Here is a 24,426-nt window from a genome sequence, read left to right on the forward strand (position 1 = left end):
CATGGTGCGTGCCAGGCTGGCGTGCCAGAAAATGGCCCGTCCTGCTTCCGCGGACTCGTCGCTACGGCTACTCCGGCACCAGTCGGGGCCGCCAGACGGGGCTCCTGCCCCGGCTGGCGGGAGCGGGCGTCCTGCCCGCCCCCCTGCGGGCCTGATCCGCCTGGTGCCGGGCCTTCGCGAATGTCCGCTCCATCAGGCCACGCCATTACTGACGGTGCCGCCGCAACACGCTCTCGGCGCACATTTGCCCTAGCGCAGCGTCACGAACTCCTCCGCCGCTGTGGGATGAATGGCGACAGTGGCATCGAAATCGGCTTTGGTGGCGCCGCACTGCATGGCCACTGCAAAGCCTTGCAGCATCTCATCGCTGCCCATACCCAGGGTATGCAAGCCCACGACTTTGTCATCCGGCCCGGCACAGATCATTTTGACCACGCTGTTCACTTTGTTGTCCAGCACACCGTAGTACAAGGCACGGAACTGCCCACGATAGCAGCGCACATTGGCCTCGCCATACTCCGCAACGGCCTGCTCCTCGGTTAAGCCCAGCATTCCACAAGCCGGATGGGAAAACACCACCGTGGGAATGTAGGGCTTGCCAAACTTGGCCTCATCCTGGCCGCCAAAGAGCCGGTCGGCGAGCAGCCGGCCCTGCTTGATAGCGACCGGAGTCAAACCATAGTCGCCGGTGACATCACCCACCGCAAAAATATGCGGCACGCTGGTCGCCTGCCATTCGTCTACGCTAATCGCACCACGCGGCCCCGGCTCTAGCCCAGCCTCAGACAGGCCAAGTTGCCCAGTATTTGGGCTACGCCCGGTGGCCCAAATCAGAGCATCTGCATTCGCAGTTTCACCATCGTCGAGGCTGAGCTTGAGAGCATTGCCATCGGGCTCTACCGACTCAATACGCCGACCCACGCGGATTTCCACACCGCTGTCGCGCATGGCGTCCTCAAGAGCATTGCTAATGTCCCGCTCGAAGTTTTTCAGTAAGCGTTCACCGCGCAGCAGTAAGCACACCTGACTGCCCAAGGCCCGCAACACCCCGGCGAGCTCCACGGCAATGTAGCCTGCCCCCACCACTACTACATGTTGAGGACGTTGCTTCCACCCGAAGAAGCCATTGGAATCCACACCATGCTCCGCGCCAGGAATAGTGGGCTTGTCTGCTGTCGACCCCGTCGCTATCAAAATGCGCTGCGCGCGAATATGGCGACCATCCACCTCTACGGTATGCGCATCCACAAACCGAGCAAAACCGCGGACAAGTTCAACCCCACTCGCTTCAAGATTTTTCCGATAGATGCCGTTCAAGCGCTGAACATAAGCCTCTCTACGGCTTACCAGCCTTGACCAGTCCAGCGTGGCGTCGATGTCGCCAAAACCATAATCTGGCGCATCGTGAAAACCCTCGGCGAGCTGCGCCGCATGCCACATCACTTTTTTAGGCACACAGCCTACGTTGACGCAGGTCCCCCCCAAAGCACCACCCTCCACCAAAATGGTTTTGGCGCCGTACTGAGCGGCTCTGCGCGCACTCGCAATTCCACCGCTGCCGCCGCCTATGACCAACCAATCGCAATCCCAGGACATCGTCTTTACATTCACGTGGAGTAGACTGGGCGGTATAGCACAAAGTTACGGGAGAACTCATGGAGGCTGATACCGGACCCGCTCTGAGCACCTGGATCATGGGCGGGTTGCTGCTCGCAGCCGGCTTATATGCCGTGTTGATTTACAACAACCTCGTCAACCTCAAACATCAGGTGTCTAAGTCCTGGGCCAACATTGATGTTTTGCTCAAACAACGGCACGACGAGTTGCCCAAGCTGGTGGAAACTTGCAAGCAATACATGCAGTTCGAGCAAGACACCTTGGAAAAAGTGATGCAAGCGCGTGCCAACGCGCACAGCGCACGCGGGAAGGGCGATGTACGCGGTGTCGGGCAGGCGGAGTCACAAATGCGCTTGGGCCTGGGGCAACTCTTTGCGGTGGCAGAAAACTACCCCGACCTCAAGGCCAACCAATCCTTCCAACAGCTACAAGCGCGCATTTCCGGACTGGAAAATGCCATCGCGGATCGCCGCGAGTTCTACAATGAAGCAGTGAATATCAACAACGTTCGCATTGAACAATTCCCGGATGTACTCGTAGCACGCATGTTCAACTTCAAGGACGCAGCGCTGCTGGAGTTTCAGGAAAGCGAGCTCAAAGACCCCGACATCAAAAGCCTGTTTGCTTGAGGCCTCGCAGTAAGTAGGTCCGAACTAGCGCCTGGATGAGGCATGTCCGACTTCGCACTCTATCTGCGTTCCCTGCCCCCCAATGAGGCGCTCATTGCCGCCGGGCTCTGCTTGCTAGCGGCGGCAGGTGGTGGCTATTTTTGGTGGGTGGGGCTGAAGCGCTCACGGCTCATGGCTGATACCCCCACCTCGAAGCTACGCTCTGCGGCGCAGGGTTTTGTGGAACTCCATGGAGATGCGCACTGGCTCAAAGGTGATCGCATCCACTCCCCACTCAGCGGCCAAAGCTGTGTGTGGTGGGACTACAAAATCGAGGAGAAGCGCCAGCGTTACTCAAATAAGGGAACACGGACCCAATGGGTGCGTGTGGCCGGCGCGAGGAGTACCGAGATATTTCTGCTCGACGACGGCACCGGCGAAGCCGTCATTGACCCCTGTGGCGCCAAAATTTATGGCGCACAGTCGCGCACCTGGCATGGCAACACCCCTCGACCCCAAGGCCCTCCCCGCCAAGGTTTTCGCTTCGGTCTGGGGCGCTACCGCTATTCAGAGTCCTGGCTGCCAGTCGGCAGCGATCTCTACGCCCTGGGCTGGCTGCGCACCGACACGGCCCGCGCAGACCCCATGCAACACCGGGAAGAAATGCGGCTGTGGTTAACTGAGCTCAAAGCCGATCAACAACGCCTGCTCCGCGAGTTTGATCACAATCAAGATGGCGAAATCGACCAAAGCGAATGGGAGCAGGCGCGCGAGGTGGCCCGCGCCGAAATTGATGCCAAATTACTAGAGCGCTCGCTGGCGCCCGGTGTAAGCGTGCTCGGTCGCCCGCCCAGCGGCCAGGATTATGTGCTCTCTACGCACAGCGAGGAGCAGCTGCTCAAACGACTGCGCTGGAAGAGCCGCCTAGGCTTTATAGGCCTAGCCGCCGGTGCCAGCACTATGCTGTATATGGCCATGGCCCGCGGCTGGATCTGAGCCAAGAAGGCCGGCAATGCACTGAGCAGCCCCACACTCAAAATTGAGCGTCGCAGGTCAGCAACCCCCGCGAATAACCCGCGCAGGGCCATCCGAGTTCACTTCGATCTGGGCCCGACAGCTCAGCCCCGCTGCCTGCATATCCACCCTCACCTCAGCAATGTTCTGCAAGTTAATGCGCAGCACATTGCGCAGGTCTGCATCGCCAAGCTCTCCCTGCCACTCCTGGCTTTCCGCCAAGTAGCCGATGGCGCCGAAGGTGCCCGGCTGCAAAAGACCGGGCGCAGCGGTGCGAGTGGCCGCCTCCGGGCCCAGGCTCGGAGGCAGCGCCAAACTCTGCGCTTCCACCATGCCGGTGAGCAAACTGGGGTCCCGCAACTGAATATCGGCCAGCCAATACGCATGGTCGGCAACAATGCCTGCCGCCGGAAAGTCCATCTGCGGGTTGCGCTTGAAGACGATAGTGCGCGGCCGGGTCACCACTTGGGCATCACCCAGAAACTCGGCGGCCGGTTGGTATTGGTCATGGGCAGCTAGGGTCAAATGCTCGGCTGGGGCGAAGGTCCAAAACTCGCTGCGATAACCCAACTCGAACAAGCGATCCGCCTGCGCTCGCGGGCCTGGATAAGGCACGAGTTGGTCGGCACTGGCCACCCAATTTTGAATGGGCACATGGTAGAGCGACTCCAGCGCCTCGAAGGTATTGGATGCCGGGCCCGGATTGGTGAGCGGCGGCACCCAAACACCAACAGCTGGCGGCCCCACCACTGTTTGCACCCGCGCGAACAAATCCGGAAATTGGGTGGCGAAACGGAAGCTGCCATGACCACCCATGGAGTAACCGCTAATGCTGGTGAAGGCCGGGTTCAAGGGGTAATGCGTGCGCACATCGGCCCAAGCCTCAAAGGTGTCGGCGCCGGCATATTCCACATACCATCCATCGGGTCCTCGCCCACTGGTGCTCAGCACCAAGTGGCCTCGCCCGCGCTCACCGAATTGCTGCTGATGAGCACTAGCGTGGTACTGGTTGTAGTTGCCCCCCAGCGAATGTAGAAGCAGGGTCAAACCCCAGCCACCCTCTGGCACTGGACGATTGGGCAGGTAGAGGGAATAAGGCTGCAGTTGCCCCACTAAGATGCCCGTACAGCTCTCAGCATTCCCGCAGCCTTGGCTGAAGTCCACGCCCTGACCAAAGCTAAAGCGGCTACCGTAAATCCGGTTAATAGGACCAAAGGTCGGCACACCCTGAGGCTGATTAAACTGGAAATCTGTGAGGCCAGCTTGCAGTTTGGTGAAATCGACCTGGGCACGAAACTGCCCCGCTTCTCCCAAGGCCAAGGCCTCCGCTTGAGCCGCATCGCGCCACCAGCGCGGGATGATCACAGCGCCCACGCCCAGCTGGCCGGCAATATCGGGCTCTGGCTCGGCAAAGCGGAAACCCAGGTTAAAAAATGCGGGGGCGGTACCCAACAAGCCCGCGCCGCCGGGCTGCGTGGGCGAGCGAGAAAGCGCCGGCGCTAGGTAGGTATCAGCCTCGGGATCCCACAGTCCCAAGCCCAGCCATAGTGTTTGCTGCGAGCCTCGCAGGTCCAGTACGGAGTCGGGCAGCCGAAGTTCCATCTGCCGCCGTTCCATGTCTACACGCAGGCCCAAATTCGCGAGTTCCACCCCAGTGTGATCGCGCACAACGGCCCGGCCTTCTGCCCAAGTCATGGAAATGGCATGGTCCAAGCTCACGTTGGCTCCGGCGGGCAAGGGGCTAGGCGTTCCGGTGGTACCTAAGGTGAGAGTCGCAGCCACTCGGTCGGGGTCTAGCAGTGTGTTCAGGCTGATTCGGAAGAGTGTGGCCGCCCCACTCCGCTTAACGCGAAACTCCAGCAGATCCGCCGCATTGTTCGCATAAACGGGGTCGTCGGGATAGGTGTAGGTGCCGGCATAACGGGAAAAAATTCCGTCTGCGACCGCGCCATTAAGCAATCCTGCTGCAGGATCGACCGGATCGGGCAAGCCTCCGTTGGCGCCGTGATCATCGTAAATCCAGTCCTGGTACAGAAACTCCCCCTGCACGTAGGCAGAAGCACCCGAAACCTTCAACGGCTGCGCCTGCCAGACACCCGTATTTTCGAACTGAGGGACGCGCGGCGGCGCAGCGTACAAGATGTCCGGGCCGGCGGCCCCAGCAGCGCTTTGTGTTCGCGCCACCACCTCCGTCCCCAGGCGACCCCCTTCGCAAGCGCTCATTATTCCCGCGCAAACCAGCAATCCCGAGGTGCAAATACGAAGTGGCATGGAGCTGTTTTCCGCCGTCATGATGAAATCAGGGCCGCATGATACGAGGCTGGGCGGTCACTGTGAATGGATGACGTCCGTGGGCTTGCGCAAACCCCAGCTGCCGCAGGTACCATGCAATCAGATTCGATGACATATGGCCACACTCATGGCAAACGCTGATACCCGTGACACTAACGCGACCTGGGGTTGGGGGATGCTCATCGCGCTCCTCGTGGTGACGGCCGCCGCCCGACTTCTACCGCACCCACCGAATCTCACGCCGGTCATTGCATTGGCTTTGTTCTGCGGTGCAGCCCTGCCTCAGCGCCTGGTGGCTACCGCAGCCCTGCTTACACTGATGTTTTTGACAGACTTGCTCCTTGGCCTGCACAAGGGCATGCCTGTGCTCTACGCCGCCCTGGCTCTGATCTGCGTCATGGGTAGCGGCCTGCAACTGCGCAGCCCGGCTAGCGCCATTGCTGGGCGAGGCCTGCTGGCCGCCAGCCTGTTTTTCCTGCTGACGAATCTCAGTGTGTGGGCCTTTTCAGGAATGTACGCACATACCTGGGCAGGGTTGACCCAGTGCTTCGTTCTGGCCATCCCCTTCTTCGGCAACACTTTGCTGGGAACGGCCATCTACGGTGCCCTGTTGTTCGGCCTGGGTCGACAGCTGCCCCAGACCGCCCTACGCGGAGTCGCGCCAGTCACGGCATAATGAGGGTCACTACGCGGGTGTAGCTCAATGGTAGAGCTCCAGGTTCCCATCCTGGCGACGTGGGTTCGATTCCCATCACCCGCTCCATGTCGTTGTTGCGATTAGACATCCGCCAACGGCGACATTTTCGCTTGTTCGCGCACTGGGGAATCGCATGCTGACCATTCAACTCAATGGCAGCCCGCATGAATGCGAGGCGCCGCTCACTGTCGCCAGCTTATTGGAGCGCCTGGGCTTGCAGCACCGCCGCGTGGCCGTTGAAGTCAACGCTCGTATTGTCCCCCGTAGCCAACATGACCAGACCGATTTGCAGGATGCAGATCGCGTAGAAATCGTACACGCCATCGGCGGAGGTTGAGCATGCATGACCCCTTAATCATCAGTGGCAAAGAGTATCGCTCGCGTTTGCTCGTTGGGACCGGGAAATACAAAGACTTAGTGCAAACCGCCGAGGCCATTGATGCCAGTGGCGCCGAAATTGTCACCGTCGCCATCCGCCGCACCAATATCGGCCAAAACCCCAATGAGCCCAACCTGCTGGACGTGTTGCCGCCAAGTCGCTACACCATCCTTCCGAACACGGCGGGTTGTTTTACTGCCGACGATGCCGTGCGTACCTGCGAGCTGGCCCGTGAGCTTCTGGATGGGCACCAGCTGGTCAAGCTCGAAGTATTAGGCGATGACAAAACCCTCTACCCGGACATCCCCGCCACTTTGGAGGCCGCCAAGAGTTTGGTGAAGTCAGGCTTTGAAGTAATGGTCTACACCAATGACGACCCCATTGTGGCCAAACGCCTGGAAGATCTTGGCTGCGTCGCGGTCATGCCCTTAGCCGCGCCTATTGGCTCGGGTCTGGGCATTCAGAACCGCTACAACATCATGACCATTGTCGAGAATGCCCAGGTTCCGATTCTGGTCGATGCCGGCGTGGGCACCGCCTCGGATGCCGCCATTGCCATGGAGCTTGGTTGCGATGGCGTGCTTATGAATACCGCCATTGCTGCCGCTAAGCGTCCGGTACTGATGGCAGCGGCGATGCGTGATGCGATTCAAGCAGGCCGGATGGCCTGTTTGGCCGGCCGTATGCCGCGCAGACGCTATGCCTCCGCCTCATCCCCACTGGATGGTCTGAGCAGCAGCTAAGAGCCCCGTACATGAGTGCCACCAAGACCCCGCTAGATGCCACAGCGGAGCAGCCTGCTGAGCGCCCCTACTGGCGCCGAGTGCAAACCTTTGTCCGCCGTGAAGGTCGCACCACTGTGGCCCAGGCGCGCGCGCTCGAAGAGCGCCTACCGCATTGTGATTGGCCGGCAGGCTGCCACCACCCAGACACGGTTTTCGGGCGATCAGCCCGCTGCGTGCTCGAAATTGGGTTTGGCGCAGGGGAAAATCTGCTGGCCCTGTGCCAAGCTCAGTCGGATACCAACTTCATCGGCCTTGAGGTCCACCGCCCTGGCGTGGGCCAGCTGCTTCATCGCGCCCATGAGGCCAATGTGAACAACCTCCGGGTGAGCTCAGAGGACGCCTTGATTTTCCTGCGTGAGCGTGTGCCAGCCGGCAGCCTGGACCAAATCCAAATTTGGTTTCCAGACCCCTGGCACAAGAAGCGGCACCACAAGCGACGCATCATCCAAGCTGCGCACTTGGACCTGATGGCGACTGCACTCAAACCCGAAGGGATACTGCTAGTCGCCACAGACTGGGAGGAATATGCCGAGTGGATGGATGCTGAGCTCAGCGCCCATGATCAATTCCAAAACCTCGCCGCACCCGAACGCTTCGCCCCGCGCTGCCCTGATCGCGTGCTCACCCGCTTCGAAAAACGCGGGCAGCGGTTGGGCCACGCGGTTTTTGATTTCCGCTATCGGCGCAAGGCCTAAGGCGTGTCGGCACGCCATCCCATCATTGCTGTGACTGGTTCTTCCGGAGCCGGAACCAGCACTGCGCGGCGCGTCTTCGAGCAGCTCTTTGCATTGCTCAAGGCCAAACCCGCCTATGTGGACGGCGACGCTTTTCACGCCTACAACCGTGAGGAAATGCGTGCCGGCATCCAACGGGCGCGTATTCGCGGCGAAAACTTCAGTCACTTTGGCGCAGCGGCGAATCATTTCGACCGCTTGGAAGCCCTGTTCGCCGAATATGGAAATAGTGGTCAAGGCCAAAGCCGGCACTACATTCATAACGCCGACGATGCGGCGCGCTATGGTGGCGAGCCGGGTGAGTTCACCGCGTGGGAAGCCCTGCCCGAGAATACCGACATCTTGCTCTATGAAGGTTTGCATGGCGGCGTGGTCACAGAGAACCATGACGTCGCTGCGCATGTGGATCTACTCATCGGCATGACGCCGACGATTAACCTGGAATGGGTGCAGAAACTACGTCGAGACGTGGACGATCGTGGGCACAGTCCTGAAGAGATCAGCCGCACCATTCTGCGGCGCATGCCCGACTATGTGAACTTTCTGATCCCGCAGTTTTCGCGCACTCACATCAACTTTCAACGGGTTCCGTTGGTAGATACCAGCAACCCCTTTACTGCCGAGCGCATTCCCACAGCCGAAGAATCCATGATGGTGATTCGCGTGGCACGCCCAACCGCCGTTCCCGTCGACCTTCCGTATGTGCTGTCGATGGTCACGGGGTCCTGGACCTCGCGCCCCAACACCCTTGTGGTGCCCGGAGCCAATGGCGCGCTTGCTATGGAACTGGTGCTACGCCCCGTGGTGGAAGGCCTATTGGCCCGTCGGCGTGAGGCTCTCAGCGAAGCCAAAGAGACCCAATAATGGAATACAGAAAACTTGGCCGCAGTGGCCCTGAAGTGAGCTTAATTGGCCTGGGCACCATGACCTGGGGCGAGCAAAACACCGCGCAAGAAGCATTTGCTCAGCTGGACGCCGCCGTCGCGGCCGGCGTGAATCTCATCGACGTGGCGGAAATGTATCCGGTGCCGCCTCGCGCCGAGACCCAGGGCCGCACCGAAGAAATTGTTGGTGAGTGGATCCAGCGCCGCGGCCATCACAATGATGTGGTTATTGCCACCAAGGTCGCCGGAGGTGCCGATTGGCTGCCCTGGATTCGCGGGGGCCCCAAGCTGGACGCAAGCAGCATTCGGCAAGCCTGTGAGGATAGCCTGCGACGCCTGCAGGTGGACTGCATTGACCTGTACCAAGTGCATTGGCCCGACCGCAAAACCAACTTCTTCGGCCAGCTGGGCTACACCCAGGCCGATGTGGAGCATGGCACGCCGATTCGTGAAACACTGCAGGCCTTGGCCGAGCTGCAACAGGCAGGCAAGATCAAGCACGTTGGTATCTCCAATGAAACACCGTGGGGCCTGAGCAGCTACCTCCGCCTCGCCGAACAAAACGACTGGCCGCGTGTGGTCAGCGTGCAAAACCCCTATAACCTACTGAATCGGAGCTATGAGATTGGCTTGGCCGAGTTCGCCCCTCGCGAGCAAGTGGGGCTGCTCGCCTATTCCCCACTGGCTTTTGGAGTGCTTAGCGGCAAGTATTTGCAGGGCGCACGCCCGGACGGAGCCCGCCTCACCCTATTCCAACGATTTGCTCGATACACCAACCCGCAGGCGGAAGCGGCAACCCAAGCTTATGTGGATTTGGCTGCCGAGCATGGATTAAGCCCGGCGCAAATGGCACTCGCCTTCGTCAATGAGCAACCCTTTGTGACGAGCAACCTCATTGGTGCAACTTCGATGACGCAACTCGAGCAGAATCTGGCAGCCATCGAGCAGCGCTTGAGCCCGGAGCTGAAAAAGGCCATAGATGCCATTCACACGGCTCACCCTAATCCTGCCCCCTAATCGCCATGGGAGCAGCTGCGGCCTTGGCTCGACCTGTTTAGGGGCCAGGGGATAACCGGCCCCTCGCCTTGCAGCGCAAACCACCAACTTCTACGACCCCACCAGGATGCCCACCCCATGCCTATGGGGTCTGGGTGGACTGCGTTCCACCTCTGAACGCACAACCGGCCAAGTCGATAAATCCCCCATATAAACATTGACTTATGGGATAGGCCTTGCAAGGCTGACTAGCTGCCACATGCAAGTTCTTGAGCTTAAACCGGCTTTGGGCACAGCACTTGCACTCCCTTCAAAGGCGGCGTATACCGCATAGACAGCGCCTTTTGCACTGGCGACTGACCAAGTTGCGATTGCAGATTTGCAGCCCTGCTTTGGCAGCCGCACATCAGAGGAGATGTACAGCATGATCGGAATCTTCGAAGGTATTGAAGTTGGTGCTTGGTACCGCGGGGCAGGCACAGAACCCTTTGAAATTGTTGCTCTGGATTTGCACAACGAGACCATTGAGATCCAGTACTACGACGGCAGTGTGGAAGAACTGGACTACGATGGCTGGCTAGAGCTCAGCGCTACGCCAACAACCGGGCCGGATGGCTTTGATGGTGCTCTGGATTTGGCTCATGAGGATTTGGCTTCGCTCAATGATTCGGCCTATTCAGATGAGCGCCAATGGGCGAACGCCCAGCAGCTACTGGAGCGCTTTTAAACCCTACCGCAGGCTACCGCGCTAGCCCTTAGCCCAGCGCCAGCTCCCGTGTAGCTCCTGGAGGTGCTGCTGACAGATTAAGGCGGGGGGCGCAGGAGTCTGCCCATCATTGCCTGAGTGTTGCTGCTTGCCATCAGCGCAAGCGTCTGCGATTGGGGAATAAAACCTACGACGCCCTTGCGCGCCGCGCATTCGCCGCAGCACTTTGAAGCTGAAACTCATAAAGGTGCCTCTCTTCGCTCTGCCCGCGCGCGTCAGGTTTTGCTACTGTTGCGGCTCGGGACTGTTTTAGCCGCTTTTGCAAAGCCACACTCCCAGTGATGGGGATGGGGAGACGAGAACCACATGAAAACGATGATTGTCGGAGCCAGCCTGCTATGGGCGGGCTTTATAGTGCCTGCCTACGCTGCAGTCAGTGCAGAGCAAGCCGCCAAACTGGGGCAGGAACTCACCCCAACCGGAGCCCTCAAGGCGGGCAATGGGAAAACGGACCCCACAGCCGCGATTCCAGAATGGACGGGGGGATACATTTGGCCCCAAGAGGTCCCCGATAACCGCAAACGTTACCCAGAGTCCTATCCCGGCTTGGCCGACAAGGACCCGATTTTTGTCATCAGTCGCTCCAATTTGGATCAGTATCGCGACCGCCTCAGTCCTGGCCAAATTGCCATGCTGGAGACTTACGACACCTACAAACTGCCGGTGTATGCCTCCCAGCGTAGCTTTAACGCCCCCGACTTCTACTACGAGGCCACCAAAGAGAACGCTACAAAGGCCCGCTTAGAAAACTTTGGAGAGTCCTTGGTCGACGCCATTACCGGCGTTCCCTTCCCCATACCGCAGTCTGGCCAGGAAGTGATCTGGAATCACAAAACTCGCTATCGCGGTCAAAGCATCACCCGTTACAACACCCAGCTCGCGGTACAAACCAGTGGCAGCTATACCGAGCTTCACCTGCAAGAGGATGTGCTCTTCAGCTACAACCTGCCGGATGCCAAACCGGAAAATCTCGACAATGTGATGACCTATTTCCTGCAGCTCACCACCGCGCCGCCGCGGATTGCAGGTCAAATTTTGCTGGTTCACGAAACCATGGATCAGCTGTTGGATACCCGCCGCGCATGGCTTTACAACCCCGGCCAACGCCGCGTACGGCGCGCCCCCAATGTGGCGTATGACAACCCTGGCTCTGGCTCCGATGGGCTGCGTACCAATGATCAGCTCGATGTCTTCAACGGCGCCACTGACCGCTACGAATGGAAGTTAGTCGGGAAAAAAGAAATCTACATTCCCTATAACGCCTACAAGCTGGTCGATAACCGGGTGGGTTATGACGATCTCACCATTGAGCGGCATGCCAACCAAGACCATATGCGTTATGAGCTGCACCGCGTTTGGGTGGTGGATTCCTTCCTGCGTGAAGGCACCAGTCACATCTACAAACGTCGCACCTTTTACATCGACGAAGACTCCTGGACCATTGCTCTGGTCGATATTTACGATGCCCGTGACCAGCTCTGGCGTGTGCAGGAATACCATTCGGTCATGCTCCCCTGGCTAAAAAGCATTGGCCCCGCCGGCGGAATTGTTTACGACCTACAATCCGGACGTTATCTGATGATGGAGCTGTCTAATGAGCAGCCCTTATTCGAGGTCACGAATTTCGATCAAAGCCACTTCCGCACGCAGAATATGGTGCGGATCGCTCGCCAGGGTCGGCGCCGCTAGGCGACTCAAAAGTCAACAGATTTCAGGGCGACTTCGGTCGCCCTTTTTCATTGCTAGGGAGGCACTGAAGAAATCCGCGAGCAAAGCAAGGTAGCCGGCCGTCGGAGCACAGCGATTTATTCAGCGTCTCCCTAGGCCAGCTCAGTAGACTACGCGCAGTCGAGCAGCCCCCCCCCTTGGTATTGGGTTGTCAGACTCAGGAGTAGCGTGAGGCCAATGCCCTCTTGCGATCCAGCGAGTGTCCCTATCGCATGGAAGGGGCTCGCATCAATGTGCCGCATTCAATACAATTGAGATTCATTCGCATTTTTAGAGCCTGGCGTGGCACAGCTTTTTGTTGACGTCATACGACACACCCGCGTCTGGGGGAGTGCCCTGAGTATGGCGATCCTACTGCTCTCGAGCGCACCTGCCTGGGCGCAGCAGCGCATAGTGACCGTTGGCGGAGATGTCACGGAGACAGTGTTCGCTCTAGGGGCCGGCCCAAAGGTGGTTGCCACGGATACAACCTCGCACTACCCCCTTGCCGTCGAAGATCTACCCAAAGTGGGGTACCTGCGCGGCCTCAGCGCCGAAGGTTTGCTGTCAATCCGCCCGGACCTCATCATCATCAGCGGAGCTGCGGGGCCCGAAACCACATTGGAGCTATTACGCGGATCGGGGGTAAACATTGTGGAGTTTGCCAGCGAGTATCACCCGCGGATCATTCATCAAAAAATCGACGGTATCGCTAAAGCTCTCCAGCGCACTGCAGCAGCACCAGCCATACATCGACAAGTCGATACGGATTTACAACGCCTAGCCCAGGCCACTCCCCAACTCGGCAGTGACCGAACGATGCTGTTCTTTGCCACCCTGAGCGATGGCGCTCCGCGCGCGGCTGGCCGCGACACCGCAGCACAGGGGTTGATCGATTTGCTCGGTGGGACGAACGTTTTTGCGCAACGCAGCGGCTATCAATCGCTGTCCCTGGAAGCTGCGGTGCAGGCTGAGCCCGACTGGATCTTTGTACTGCGCAATTACGCCATGCAAGACAGCAGCGCCGCACAAGCCGCTCGTCATCCCGCCTTGGCGCTCACCCGCGCTGCCCGCGAAGGACGCATTTTCATGGTGGATGTCGAGCCTTTATTGCAGTTCAGCCCTCGCACGCCTGCCGCAGCCCTGGAGCTACTGCAGACCATGCTGCGGCAAAAACCACCCAGTCAACGATGACCACCGTAGCCCCAAGTGTTTCAGCGGCCTTGCTGAGCTCACAGCGACGCCGCCAAGGGCAATGGGTACTTGGCACATTAGCCTGCAGTGTGCTCATTGCAACTGCGGCGGCCGTGGCTGTGGGGCCTATTCGGGTTGATCTACTGAGCCTGCTGCACATCGGTTTGCAGGCAATAGGCATAGGTGATCAGCACCAGATCGACCCCATCGTGACTGGTGTTGTACAAAGTATCCGCGCGCCCAGAGCCGTTCTGGGCTTACTGGCCGGCGCCAGCCTCGGCATTGCCGGCGCAGCCATGCAAGGCTTTTTCCGTAACCCTCTCGCAGACCCCGGTTTGATTGGCGTATCGGCAGGCGGAGCGCTCGCCGCGGTTGCAGTCATCGTGCTGGGCGGAGGTGCCCTGGCCGGAGTGGCGCTCAGTACGACTTTACTTCCGCTGGCCGCCTTCGTCGGTGCTCTAGCCACAGTCGCCTTGATCTACGGCCTTTCGCTCTGGGATGGTCGGGTCATCGTGGCCACCATGCTTCTGGCCGGCGTGGCCGCCAATGCTTTGGCCTTTTCCGGCATTGGCTATCTCACCTTTTTGGCCGACGACAACCAGCTCCGCGATCTCACCTTTTGGACCTTAGGCAGTTTGGGTGGAGCAACATGGGCACGGGTTATGCCGGCGGCGCTTGCGATGGTGGTCGCCATTGCCGGCCTGCTCAGGCTCCAGCGACCACTCAATGCCCTACTGATGGGAGAAACGGACGCACGCTGCTTAGGGGTTGATGCCGAATCCACCAAGAGACAAGCGGCCGTCTTCACCGCTCTGGGGGTGGGAGCCGCTACCGCAGTGTGCGGCATAGTGAGCTTTGTTGGCTTGGTGGTACCCCACTTGGTGCGACTGCTCGCTGGCCCAGACCATCGCGTAGTGCTACCGGGCTCGGCCTTACTCGGCGGCAGCCTCATCCTCGGCGCTGATCTCATCGCGCGCATAGCAGTGGCCCCTGCCGAACTGCCCTTAGGGGTGGTCACCGCCGCCTTGGGGGCTCCGTTCTTTTTGTGGCTGCTGTTAAGAAACAAACGCCACGGAGGCCTAGGATGAGCCTGGAGCTACGACACATTCAGGTCCGCCGCGGCGGCCGCGACCTACTCCGGGTTTCCCGCCTGCAACTCGAGGCCGGTGTGTTCACCGCTTTTTGCGGCCCCAATGGTGCCGGGAAATCCACCGCTCTCTCCCTGCTCAGCGCCAGTCTTGAGCCCGACCAGGGAAGCGTCTACCTGGACCAGGTCAGTCTTCAGAGCTGGCCAGTCCAAAAGTTGGCCCAGAGGCGCGCCATGGTCTCCCAACACAACCCCTTGAACTTCCCCTTTCAAGTTCACGAGGTTGTGGCTATGGGACGGATGCCGCATCAAAGTGATAGCCGCGCCCAGCGAGACTCCCAAGTCATTGACCAATGCATGGAGTGGTGGGACCTTACGCCACTGGCAGGGCGGAATATCCTCACGCTTTCGGGTGGAGAGAGGCAACGCGTGCACCTTGCGCGCGCCTTAGCGCAAGTGTGGGACACCCCCAGCAACACACCCGCCTGGCTGTTGCTAGACGAGCCTACAACCGGCTTAGACCTTAAGTATCAGCTCCGACTCTTCGACGTACTACAAACGCTAGCCAAGCGCGGCTGGGGTGTTGTGGCCGTACTCCATGAGCTGCATTGGGTCCGCGAACATGCCCAGCGGGTTGTGCTCTTTGAGCAAGGACGCATCGTCGGTGACGGCAAGCCACAGTCCTGCCTCAGCCCGGAACGTATTCAAAGCGCTTACGGCTTAGCGCAACCTTATGAGGTTCCTGCCCCCTTGAACACGCGGGGGTAAGATCACAGCCTCACAACGACCTTGGCTAGTCGGGCTACTCAGCGGCCGAGGACAAGACCACCGTAAAGCCTTCAAACTGCGGATGGCCGATGTACATATGCCGGTTATCCCCGGCATTTTTATGCGCCTCACGGAAGGCTTCGGAGTGCGTCCAGTCCACAAAGGCCTGCTCGGACTCCCAGACCGTATGCGAGGCATATAACGTGTGGTCGTCATGCTCGGGTCCGCGCACCAAATGAAACTCCACGAAACCGGGAACTTGGTCCAAGCGGGTTTGCCGCTGCTCCCACAGCACCTCGAATTCCTGGCCGGCACCAGGAACGATTTGGAAACGGTTCATGGCGATGTACATCGCGCAATCCTTAATTGATAATGGTTCTCAATACTATCAGGGTTAGGTGCTCGCGCGGAACCGATCGGTAGCGGCCACCAAGGCTTGTGCAATTCCCGTTTCACCTGCGTTGTGGCCTGCGTCTTCCACCATAATGAACTCTGCCTCAGGCCAGGCTTGATGCAGCTCCCACGCTGTTTCTGCGGGGCAGACCAAGTCATATCGCCCTTGCACAATCACACCTGGAATGCCGGCTAATCGGTAAGCATTCGCAATGAGCTGATCGTCGCTATGCATCCACCCACCGTGCACAAAGTAGTGGCATTCAATCCGCGCAAAGGCTAATGAAAAATCGTCCTCAGCGAAGTTCTTTTCAAAATCCGGGTCGCGCTGAAGCTTAGACAAGCGCCCCTCCCAGACCGCCCAAGCCTTAGCCGCACTGTTGCGAACGGCCACATCATCGCTACATAAACGCCGGTAGTAGGCGCTGATGATGTCGCCACGCTCATTGCTGGGAATAGGCGCCACAAAGTCTTGCCACAAATCAGGGTACAGCCGGGACGCGCCCTCTTGGTAAAACCAAGTGAGCTCGCGTCGACGCAAGGTGAAAATTCCGCGCAAAATCAGTCCGCTCACACGCTCGGGATGAGCCTGGGCATAACTCAAGGCCAGAGTAGAGCCCCAAGACCCGCCAAAGACCAGCCATCGGTCTATGCCTAGGTGCTCGCGCAGAGTTTCGAGGTCGGCCACCAAATGCCAGGTGGTGTTATCCACCAAACTGGCGTGTGGCCGCGAGCGACCCGCCCCCCGCTGGTCCAACAAAATAATGCGGTAATGCGCCGGGTCGAAAAACCGCCGAGCCATGGCATTACTTCCCCCGCCGGGCCCGCCATGCAAGAACACCACCGGCTGCCCCTGAGGATGGCCGCATTGCTCCACGTACAACTCATGCCCTGAGCCCACCGCCAAGTATTCCGTGGTGTAGGGCTCAATTTCGGGGTACAAAGCGGTTGTCATTGGGGTTCTCCAACAAGGTTTTCGGGCAATCTTGGCAGATTCGGCCTCACAACCGTAGGCGGAGGCCAAGCTGCATTCAAGACGCTTGCTAAACCACGCGCTAGGAATGTGAACACGCGGCAAGGCCAGCAGTGGAATAATCTCGGCTGGCGGGTATCGGCCTTGGCGCAGCTCAGTGCTATGTACTTCAGAGGAGAGACGCTCAAACATGACATCGACGCGACCCTATTCCGTAGATCTGTCACAGCTGCGTTTGCACCTAGAAGACAGTGCCATTGGCACTGCGCAGCAGCCTGTGGTGATCTGTCTACACGGCTTTCCCGACAGTCCGCGAACCTGGGATCAGCTGCGACCGGAGCTGGAGGCTCAAGGCTACCGGGTCATCGTGCCGGCACTACCTGGCTACGCCCCCAGTGGGCTACATGCCCAGGGCGACTACCGGGTTCCGACATTGGCTCGCATTTTTGTAGAGCTACTCGATGCATTGGAGCTGGAGCAAGTGCACCTCGTGGGACATGATTGGGGAGCGGTGATTGCCTATGCGCTAGCCAACCTCACTCCGCACAGAATCATCAGCATGCTCACAGCTGCTGTTCCACACCCGCGAGCACTCAGGCCCCACCCGGCCCAGCTCAAACGGTCCTGGTACATGGGCTACTTTCAATGGCCCGGAGCGGCCAGAAGGGTGGCCGAGAACAATCTTGCGTTCTTGGACCAACTCTGGCGCAGCTGGTCGCCACATTGGGCTTACTCGCAGGCCGATATCCAGCCCGTCAGGGAGGCATTGGGCTCGGCCGCGCACCTTCAAGCTGCGCTGAATTACTACCGCGCGATCCCTCAGGCCTTGTTCTCCACAACAGCCCTCAGCGACCTACGATTAGTCTTCGGGCGCACCGCCGTGCCCACGCGCTGCGTGGCGGGCGTGGATGATGGCTGCATGCGACTGGCCAGTTTTGAGCATAGTGCGCCAGCATTTACTGGCCCCTTTGATTTGCTGCGCATGCCGGACGCTGGCCACTTCATGCACCGGGAGCAGCCCGCTGCTTTTGCCGCTGCCGTAATCGACTGGTTCGGGCAATATCCACACCATACTGCCAAGCAGCAATCTTCATGAATACACTTCCAGCGCCCCATACCCACTCTGTGAGCCGAGGCTCCGTACGGCTGCACGCACGCAGCTGGCCACAGGCCAAAGGCCCCTGGCTGGTTTTCGTCCATGGTTATCCCGATAACAGCCATGTCTGGGATGGGGTTATGGCGGAACTCGCTGCCGACTATAAGTTGTTGGCGTATGACGTCCGCGGTGCCGGCGCATCCAGCCGCCCCAAAGCAGTATCCGACTATGCGCTGGCAGAGCTGCAGGCTGACTTTGAGACTGTATTGGATGCAGTTGTTGGCTCAGAACCAGTGCACTTGATTGGCCATGATTGGGGCTCGGTGCAAAGCTGGGAGTTCGTAACTGACCCCAAGTTGCAATCTCGCATTCTGAGTTTCACCACCATGTCAGGGCCTTGCTTAGACCATATTGGTCATTGGGTCCGGAACCGCTGGACCAACGGGCGCAGCGCTGACCGCTCGGCGGTCATCAACCAACTGCTGCACTCCTGGTATGTGGGTGCTTTTCAAGTTCCAGGCATAGCTCCGGGCATTTGGAAACTGGGGCTGGACCGGCTCTGGCCGAAGCTACTCGCCCGGCTGGAGGATATGCCCCAGCCGCCAGCGGCGGACCCTCACCAAAAGGCCGACGGCATCCACGGCATTAAGCTCTATCGGGCCAATGTGCCGGGCTGTTTGCGTGCGCCTCGCCAGCGGCACACCCAGGTACCGGTGCAGCTACTGATCGCCACGGAGGACCCCTTCGTTTCACCAGCCATGGTCAGCGACACACATCTGTGGACTCGGTCTTTGCAAACGCATGAGCTACCGGGTGGCCATTGGCAAATGCTGCAACGGCCGCAACCTGTAGCCAACCGCATTCGGCGCTTTGTGACCAGCCTCAGTGTAGACAGTCGCCGAGACGCCGCGTCTCCATGAGCGTCGGCACTTAGCTTCTACAAGATTGGCGCCGGCGCACCAAACGACGAGCCGCTCAGCAAAGTGGACTGCGGGGCATGCAGGGCCGTCACAGAGCCGAAGCGTCTGGCGGCTAAACCCGCGCCTGTGTCCTCCGCGCCGCTTCGCGGTCCCCTGCGGGGCGCGCTGTTCTGGGGGGCGTCTCGACGCAACGTCCTGTTGCGGCGAGACTCAATCCGGCGTCCTGCCGGATTGTCCCCCGCCACAGCACACCCCTCCGGCGCTCCCCCTTAATCAGGCGCGAGCTTAGCCACCAGCCGCTCCACAGCCCCCCTGAAGTCTCCTCGGCCTCTCCCGCCGACATCAGAAACCAATGCTTTATGAAATGGAACAGTCGCCGAACTCCAGACCATGCAGGCGGCAGCTCTGGCCTTGGCTCTACGGCGTCTCCATGGCCTCGAGCTGCTGCTCCAACCTCTGGGCAACAGCACCGGGCGGCTGAGTTCGGCGCGCCAGCAGAGCATAGGCTGCGGGCACTACAAACACCGTGAACACCGTTGCCGCTACTACGCCACCCACGACCACCACACCGATGGCAAAGCGCGTTTCGGAGCCTGCCCCAGAGGACAGCAACAATGAGGCTCCACCGGCAGCAGTCGTGATACCAGTCATGATGATAGGACGGAGACGAATGGCGGCAGCGCTACGAATGGCCTGATCAAACTCCTGGCCCTCATCACGGAGTTGGTTAATGAACTCCACAATGAGGATGCCGTTTTTGGCCGCGAGGCCCACCAGCATCACCAAGCCAATTTCGCTGTAGATGTTCAGGCTGCCATCGGTGAGCCAAATCGCCGCCAGGGCGCCGGCTATGGCCAGGGGCACGGTCAACATGATCACCAGGGGGTGTAGCCAATTCTCAAACTGCGCGGCCAGCACCAAGAACACCACGAACATCCCCAACACGAATAAGAAGACCACATCATCGCCGGCCTCCTGTAAGTCTTGGGATTGTCCCTTAAAGTCGATGACGGCGGTATCAGGCAAAACCTCACGCGTTAATGCCACGAGTTCGTCCAAGGCCTCCCCCAGAGTTGTCCCTTCTGCGAGGTTGGCCGATAAGGTCACGGCCCTGACGCGGTTATAACGGTTCAGGGTATTTGCACCGGTGGTTTCATCAATTTGCACGAGGTTGGCCAAGGACACCAATTCCCCACTGCGCTGGGAGCGCACCGGAACAGCCGCTAAATCTTGCGGAGTAGAAAACTCTGAACGCACCCCAGACACGATCACGTCGTACTCTTCACCGCGATCAATAAAGGTGGTAATGCGCCGAGTCCCCAACAGGGTTTGCAGCGTCAGACCTATGTCTTCCACGCTCACGCCTAGTTGCGCGGCCTGGTCACGGTCAATACGCAGCTGCAGCTGAGGCTGGGTGTCTTCGTAATCGAAGTCCACTCCCTGCAAGGGCAGGCCGCGCTCTGCGATGGCCTCGCTGAGGATTTGGCTCCACTCGGACAGTTCCTCGTAGGTGCCTCCACCAACCACGAACTGCACCGGCTGCCCAACTCCGCGCCCGAAGCCCTGGCGCATCACTGGGAACACCGTCACGCCGGATAGGTCCGCCACGCGCTGACGAACATCGGCCATGACCTCCCAGGCGCTACGCCGCTGCCCCCAGCCACTCAGGATGACAATACCGATAGCATCGTTAAAGCGCTGTACCGAGAAGCCCCGCGGCACGCGAATGAGCAAACGCTCAATTTCGCCCTCGTCCACCAGCGGCATCAGCCGATCTTCGATCTGCTGGGCGTAGTCGGCCATGTAGTCGTAAGTCGCCCCTTCCGGCCCATTAATCAACATAAAAAAGGCCCCGCGGTCTTCAGCGGGTGCGTACTCACTGGGCAGAATTTTGTACAGGCCTATGCTGGCCACAAGCAAAATACCAAAGCCAGACAGCACCCAAGCCGGGTGTCGCAACATCGACTGCAGCAATCGGTCGTAACCTGCCGCCAAGCTGCGAAAGGCGCGATCAACAATGGGCGTTGATTGATCATGAGCCGCTGTTTTGAGCAGCTTGGAGCACAGCATCGGGGACAGTGTCAGCGCCACCAGCGTGGAAAAGAACACCGCCGCAGCCATGGTCAGCGCAAACTCGGTGAAGAGCCGGCCCAAGCTTCCGGTGAGAAAGGCAATAGGCACGAAGACGGCGGTGAGCACTACCGAGGTCGCCACGACCGCAAAAGCCACCTGCCGCGCCCCCAGATAGGCTGCTGCCAAGGGCGCTTCACCCTCTTCGGTGCGGCGGTGGATGTTTTCCAGCATGACGATGGAGTCGTCTACGACCAGGCCCACTGCCAGGACTAAGGCCAGTAGCGTGAGCAAGTTCACCGAGAACCCTAAGGCCAGTAATGCAATGAAACTGCCAATTAAGGAGACGGGGACTGTCACGGCAGGAATCAGCATGGCCCGCCAGCTACCCAAAAACAGATAAATCACAACCACAACTAGCCCCACGGCTAAGGCGAGGGTTTTCCACACCTCTGCAATGGCAGCGCGGATGAAAACACTGGTGTCGTAGCTTTGTTTGATCGCCATGCCTTCAGGCAGCGTGGGGTTAATGCGTGCGGCGAGAGCACGACCCGCCGTCGCCACATCCAAGGTGTTTGCCGTGGACTGTTTGATCAACCCTAAGCCCACCATGGCCACCGTGTTGCCGCGGAACAGGGTGCGATCTTCGATGGCGCCTTGTTCGATACGAGCAACGTCTCCCAGCCGTATCAGGCTGCCATCAGGGGCTGCCCCTAACACCAAATCTTCAAAGTCAGCTGGCGCGCGATAACTCCGCTGCACCCTCGCGGTAAAAATTCGCTCACTAGACTCCAGCTGGCCGGCGGGCAGCTCAATATTTTCCCGCTGTAATGCGCTGACAACCGTTTGCACATCCAAGCTGCGCGCCGCGAGTGCATCTGGGTCTAGCCATACTCGCAGGGCGTATTCCAGGCCGCCGCCAACGCGCACACGTGCTACGCCAGGCAAGGTGGAAAACCGATCCTGCAGATAACGCTTGGCGTAATCGGTTAACTCCAGAACGTTCATGCCCTCTGCGGTGAGATTCAGCCACATGATCACGTCAGAGTCGGAGTCTTCTTTTTGCACCTCCGGCGGGTCTGCCTCCTCGGGAAGATTATTCAGCACACCAGCGACCCGGTCGCGCAAATCATTGGCCGCCCCATCAATGTCGCGGTCGGTGGTGAACTCCACACGAATATTGGATCGCCCGTCCTGAGAGGTGGAGGAGATAAAGCGAATGCCCTCCACCCCAGCGATACGGTCTTCAATGGGCTCGGTAATTTGGCGTTCCACGACGGCGGCCGAAGCGCCGGGATAGTTCACCCGAATGGACACCACGGGAGCATCAATATCCGGGTACTCACGTAATGACAAACGGTCAAAACTGACCAAGCCAAAGGCCACGAGCAAAATGCTGAACACACTGGCCAACACCGGCCGACGTACAGCTGTGTCCGTTAGCGTCATGCCTCCGGGCTCCATTGCGAAGCCAGCACCGTCATACCGGGGCGTAAACGCTCGGCGCCACGCACCACCACTTTTTCGCCGGCAGTCAGACCATCGAGCACTTCTACCGTCCCCGGTTTGCGTAGCCCAATGCGCACCTTGCGGCGTTGTGCCTGGTCTTGCTCATCCACCACATAAACAAACTGCTGCCCACCGCGAGGCAGCAGCGCTGCCTCGGGCACGCTCAAACTACGATGTGGCTGCGAGCGCACCGTCACGGTCGCAGCGAGGCCTGGTCGCAAGGGAGGCGCCGCATCGCGTATCTGCGCCCGCAAAGGTAGAGCACGGCTTTGAGTCTCCAGAGCGACGGCGTCAGCATCGATCTGCCCCGTCCAGCTCTGTCCAGCCAGACCGGCCACTTCAACCTGCACCTCGTGGGGCTGGCTTAACAGTAACCACTCGGTTTGCGGTAGCGAGAAGCTCACCCGCAAAGCATCCACGCTGTGCAACTGAGTGATGATGGTGCCCGATTCGACAATGGCCCCAGGAGAAACCTGCCTCAAGCCCACCTGGCCCGCAAAGGGGGCGCGCAAAATACGCTCATTCAGAGCTGCTTGGGCCGCGTCCACTTCGGCTTGCGCCACGGCCTGACCGACCAAGGCTTCATCCAGGCCGGCATCGGCTAGCAACTTCTGGCGCTGCAAAGAGGCCGCGCGTTTCACCGCCAAGTCGGCTTCGCGCAAACGTGCTTTGGCCAAAGCCAATTGGGCCTGCTCTTGAGCTTGTTCCAACTCAACCAGTATTTCGCCCGCAGCAACCTTCGCACCCTCTTGGAAATGCACCTTGGTCACGCGCTCGGTCACGGTTGGTGCCAGGCGAACGCTATCGACGGCTTCGATGGTGCCGGTGACCTGCACCTCGCGCGCCCAGGACGATTCAGCCACCGCCGCCACTTTCACCGGCAAAGCGCGGCCACTCTGGGCATGCGCCAGGCCGTGCACCAGCAGCAGACTCAGGGTCCAAAATCCGACCCACGACAGGCTTCGCAAGCGCTCGTACATGTGTTTTTAATCCTCGACTTGAAGCGACGACTCGGCCAGACATTGGCGCATGCTCTGGGCCAACAAATGCGTCGCCTCCATAGGTAGAAAGTGGCTGTGCTGCTCCCAGGTCTGCAGCATCAGATTGCGTCCGCGCCGACGCATCCAGCGGCGTAAGTATGCGCCTGTGGTACTGCTTTGTACCTCTCCCAGATGCACGGCGATGGGGCAGCGAATCTGTTTGAGCCAACGCTGGGGCCACAGTGGCGTCGCGTCGAAGCTACTGGACTCAAAAGCCGGGTGGCAGCGTAAGCGCCATTCACCTTCATATTCGACCAGAGCATGATCGACGTAAGCATCCAACCAAGCCTGTGGCCAGGTTTTGAAGGCGCCTCGGCCGCGGTAGGCGCTGCGCGCCTGATCCGGGCTGGAGAAGCTTGGACGGCGACGTGCCGCACCGGCTGCAATAGGGATGTAAGGAGGCCGTCGAAACCGCTGCGACCACCACAGATAACTGGATTGCAGGGGCCCAAGCAGAACAGGCTCAATCAAAATGAGCCCGCGTACATGCTGCGGCTGACGGGCGGCCACCATGGCACTGACAGTGGCGCCCACCGAATGCCCAGCAAGCCAGACAGGCTGCGGCTGGGCCAAGACCCAAGCCTCCAAGTCGGCCGCATAACTCGCCCAACTATGCAGCCGTGCTAAAGGCTGGCCATCAGCGGAGTAGCCATGCCCGCGCATATCCCAAGCAGCCAGCGGAATATCGTCTAACTCAGCAAATAGTGGCGCATAAGTATGTGCGTGAAACCCCGTAGCATGGGCAAAGTGCAACACCACCTCCTGTTGGCCGTGGGGGTACCACATGCACAGATGGCGATGATCTGGAGTGGTAATGTGTTCCTGATCCCAAAATGAGGCGCTCATCGCCGAATTGTGGCACGCGGCGTTGACCTGCTCTTGGTCAGGCATTGACAC

22 protein-coding genes and 1 tRNA gene are annotated in these 24,426 nt (G+C 59.5%); 16 read left to right on the forward strand and 7 right to left on the reverse strand.

All coding sequences use genetic code 11. The features are described 5' to 3' along the window. Window positions 1-249: 249 nt before the first annotated feature. On the reverse strand, window positions 250-1,596 hold the full coding sequence (gorA, locus tag KI787_04020) for a glutathione-disulfide reductase (protein ID MBV6629102.1): 1,347 nt from the start codon (window positions 1,594-1,596) through the stop codon (window positions 250-252). Between the two features lie 98 nt (window positions 1,597-1,694). On the opposite strand from gorA, the gene KI787_04025 reads away from it, so the two are divergent. Both KI787_04025 and KI787_04030 read left to right on the forward strand, forming a co-directional pair. Then, window positions 1,695-2,246: a LemA family protein gene (locus tag KI787_04025; protein ID MBV6629103.1), complete on the forward strand. Its 552-nt coding sequence runs from the start codon at window positions 1,695-1,697 to the stop codon at window positions 2,244-2,246. A 42-nt stretch (window positions 2,247-2,288) separates the two neighbouring features. Continuing rightward, window positions 2,289-3,221: a hypothetical protein gene (locus KI787_04030; protein MBV6629104.1), complete on the forward strand. Its 933-nt coding sequence runs from the start codon at window positions 2,289-2,291 to the stop codon at window positions 3,219-3,221. Window positions 3,222-3,278: 57 nt separating this feature from the next. On the opposite strand, the gene KI787_04035 is transcribed toward KI787_04030, so the two are convergent. Then, entirely contained in the window at window positions 3,279-5,510 is a 2,232-nt protein-coding gene (locus tag KI787_04035) for a hypothetical protein (GenBank protein MBV6629105.1), read from the reverse strand. A 148-nt stretch (window positions 5,511-5,658) separates the two neighbouring features. On the opposite strand from KI787_04035, the gene KI787_04040 reads away from it, so the two are divergent. The 12 genes from KI787_04040 (at window position 5,659) to KI787_04095 (ending at window position 15,528) form a co-directional block, all read left to right on the forward strand. Then, entirely contained in the window at window positions 5,659-6,207 is a 549-nt protein-coding gene (locus KI787_04040) for a hypothetical protein (protein MBV6629106.1), read from the forward strand. A 13-nt stretch (window positions 6,208-6,220) separates the two neighbouring features. Beyond that, a tRNA-Gly gene (locus KI787_04045) sits at window positions 6,221-6,294 on the forward strand. Window positions 6,295-6,364: 70 nt separating this feature from the next. Further along, a complete protein-coding gene (gene thiS / locus KI787_04050; protein MBV6629107.1) occupies window positions 6,365-6,565 on the forward strand; it encodes a sulfur carrier protein ThiS in 201 nt (66 codons plus the stop codon). Between the two features lie 2 nt (window positions 6,566-6,567). Then, window positions 6,568-7,350, forward strand: coding sequence for a thiazole synthase (locus KI787_04055; protein MBV6629108.1), 783 nt, complete (start codon window positions 6,568-6,570; stop codon window positions 7,348-7,350). 11 nt (window positions 7,351-7,361) lie between these two features. Beyond that, entirely contained in the window at window positions 7,362-8,087 is a 726-nt protein-coding gene (gene trmB / locus KI787_04060) for a tRNA (guanosine(46)-N7)-methyltransferase TrmB (protein MBV6629109.1), read from the forward strand. Between the two features lie 3 nt (window positions 8,088-8,090). Continuing rightward, complete coding sequence (locus KI787_04065; GenBank protein ID MBV6629110.1) at window positions 8,091-8,990, forward strand: phosphoribulokinase; 900 nt, start codon at window positions 8,091-8,093, stop codon at window positions 8,988-8,990. Beyond that, complete coding sequence (locus KI787_04070) at window positions 8,990-10,027, forward strand: NADP(H)-dependent aldo-keto reductase (GenBank protein MBV6629111.1); 1,038 nt, start codon at window positions 8,990-8,992, stop codon at window positions 10,025-10,027. Before KI787_04065 ends, KI787_04070 begins: the two co-directional genes overlap by 1 nt. A 403-nt stretch (window positions 10,028-10,430) precedes the next feature. Further along, a complete protein-coding gene (locus KI787_04075) occupies window positions 10,431-10,733 on the forward strand; it encodes a hypothetical protein (protein ID MBV6629112.1) in 303 nt (100 codons plus the stop codon). Between the two features lie 345 nt (window positions 10,734-11,078). Next, window positions 11,079-12,461 (forward strand): DUF1329 domain-containing protein, encoded by a 1,383-nt coding sequence (locus KI787_04080; GenBank protein ID MBV6629113.1) that lies wholly within the window; start codon window positions 11,079-11,081, stop codon window positions 12,459-12,461. 381 nt (window positions 12,462-12,842) lie between these two features. Continuing rightward, window positions 12,843-13,673 carry an ABC transporter substrate-binding protein gene (locus KI787_04085; protein MBV6629114.1) on the forward strand — a complete coding sequence of 277 codons (831 nt, stop codon included), beginning with the start codon at window positions 12,843-12,845 and terminating at the stop codon, window positions 13,671-13,673. Continuing rightward, complete coding sequence (locus KI787_04090; protein ID MBV6629115.1) at window positions 13,670-14,761, forward strand: iron ABC transporter permease; 1,092 nt, start codon at window positions 13,670-13,672, stop codon at window positions 14,759-14,761. Before KI787_04085 ends, KI787_04090 begins: the two co-directional genes overlap by 4 nt. Beyond that, on the forward strand, window positions 14,758-15,528 hold the full coding sequence (locus KI787_04095) for a heme ABC transporter ATP-binding protein (protein ID MBV6629116.1): 771 nt from the start codon (window positions 14,758-14,760) through the stop codon (window positions 15,526-15,528). Before KI787_04090 ends, KI787_04095 begins: the two co-directional genes overlap by 4 nt. Before the next feature lie 34 nt (window positions 15,529-15,562). On the opposite strand, the gene KI787_04100 is transcribed toward KI787_04095, so the two are convergent. Beyond that, complete coding sequence (locus KI787_04100; GenBank protein ID MBV6629117.1) at window positions 15,563-15,880, reverse strand: antibiotic biosynthesis monooxygenase; 318 nt, start codon at window positions 15,878-15,880, stop codon at window positions 15,563-15,565. A gap of 42 nt (window positions 15,881-15,922) precedes the next feature. Then, window positions 15,923-16,876, reverse strand: coding sequence for a prolyl aminopeptidase (pip, locus tag KI787_04105; GenBank protein MBV6629118.1), 954 nt, complete (start codon window positions 16,874-16,876; stop codon window positions 15,923-15,925). 208 nt (window positions 16,877-17,084) lie between these two features. Here pip and KI787_04110 point away from each other — a divergent pair, with 208 nt between their 5' ends. Further along, window positions 17,085-17,990: an alpha/beta hydrolase gene (locus tag KI787_04110; GenBank protein MBV6629119.1), complete on the forward strand. Its 906-nt coding sequence runs from the start codon at window positions 17,085-17,087 to the stop codon at window positions 17,988-17,990. Next, window positions 17,987-18,910, forward strand: coding sequence for an alpha/beta fold hydrolase (locus KI787_04115; protein ID MBV6629120.1), 924 nt, complete (start codon window positions 17,987-17,989; stop codon window positions 18,908-18,910). The genes KI787_04110 and KI787_04115 overlap by 4 nt, the downstream gene beginning before the upstream one ends. 417 nt (window positions 18,911-19,327) lie before the next feature. Here KI787_04115 and KI787_04120 read toward each other — a convergent pair whose 3' ends face one another. From KI787_04120 to KI787_04130, 3 genes are read right to left on the reverse strand one after another with little or no spacing between them, the layout of a single operon-like run. Continuing rightward, window positions 19,328-22,429: an efflux RND transporter permease subunit gene (locus KI787_04120; GenBank protein MBV6629121.1), complete on the reverse strand. Its 3,102-nt coding sequence runs from the start codon at window positions 22,427-22,429 to the stop codon at window positions 19,328-19,330. After that, window positions 22,426-23,469, reverse strand: a complete 1,044-nt coding sequence (locus KI787_04125; GenBank protein MBV6629122.1) for an efflux RND transporter periplasmic adaptor subunit — start codon at window positions 23,467-23,469, stop codon at window positions 22,426-22,428. Before KI787_04125 ends, KI787_04120 begins: the two co-directional genes overlap by 4 nt. Before the next feature lie 6 nt (window positions 23,470-23,475). Next, window positions 23,476-24,375, reverse strand: coding sequence for an alpha/beta hydrolase (locus KI787_04130; protein ID MBV6629123.1), 900 nt, complete (start codon window positions 24,373-24,375; stop codon window positions 23,476-23,478). Window positions 24,376-24,426 lie beyond the last annotated feature (51 nt).

Origin of the sequence: Oceanococcus sp. HetDA_MAG_MS8, assembly GCA_019192445.1 — a bacterium.
Classification (GTDB): Bacteria; Pseudomonadota; Gammaproteobacteria; order Nevskiales; family Oceanococcaceae; genus MS8.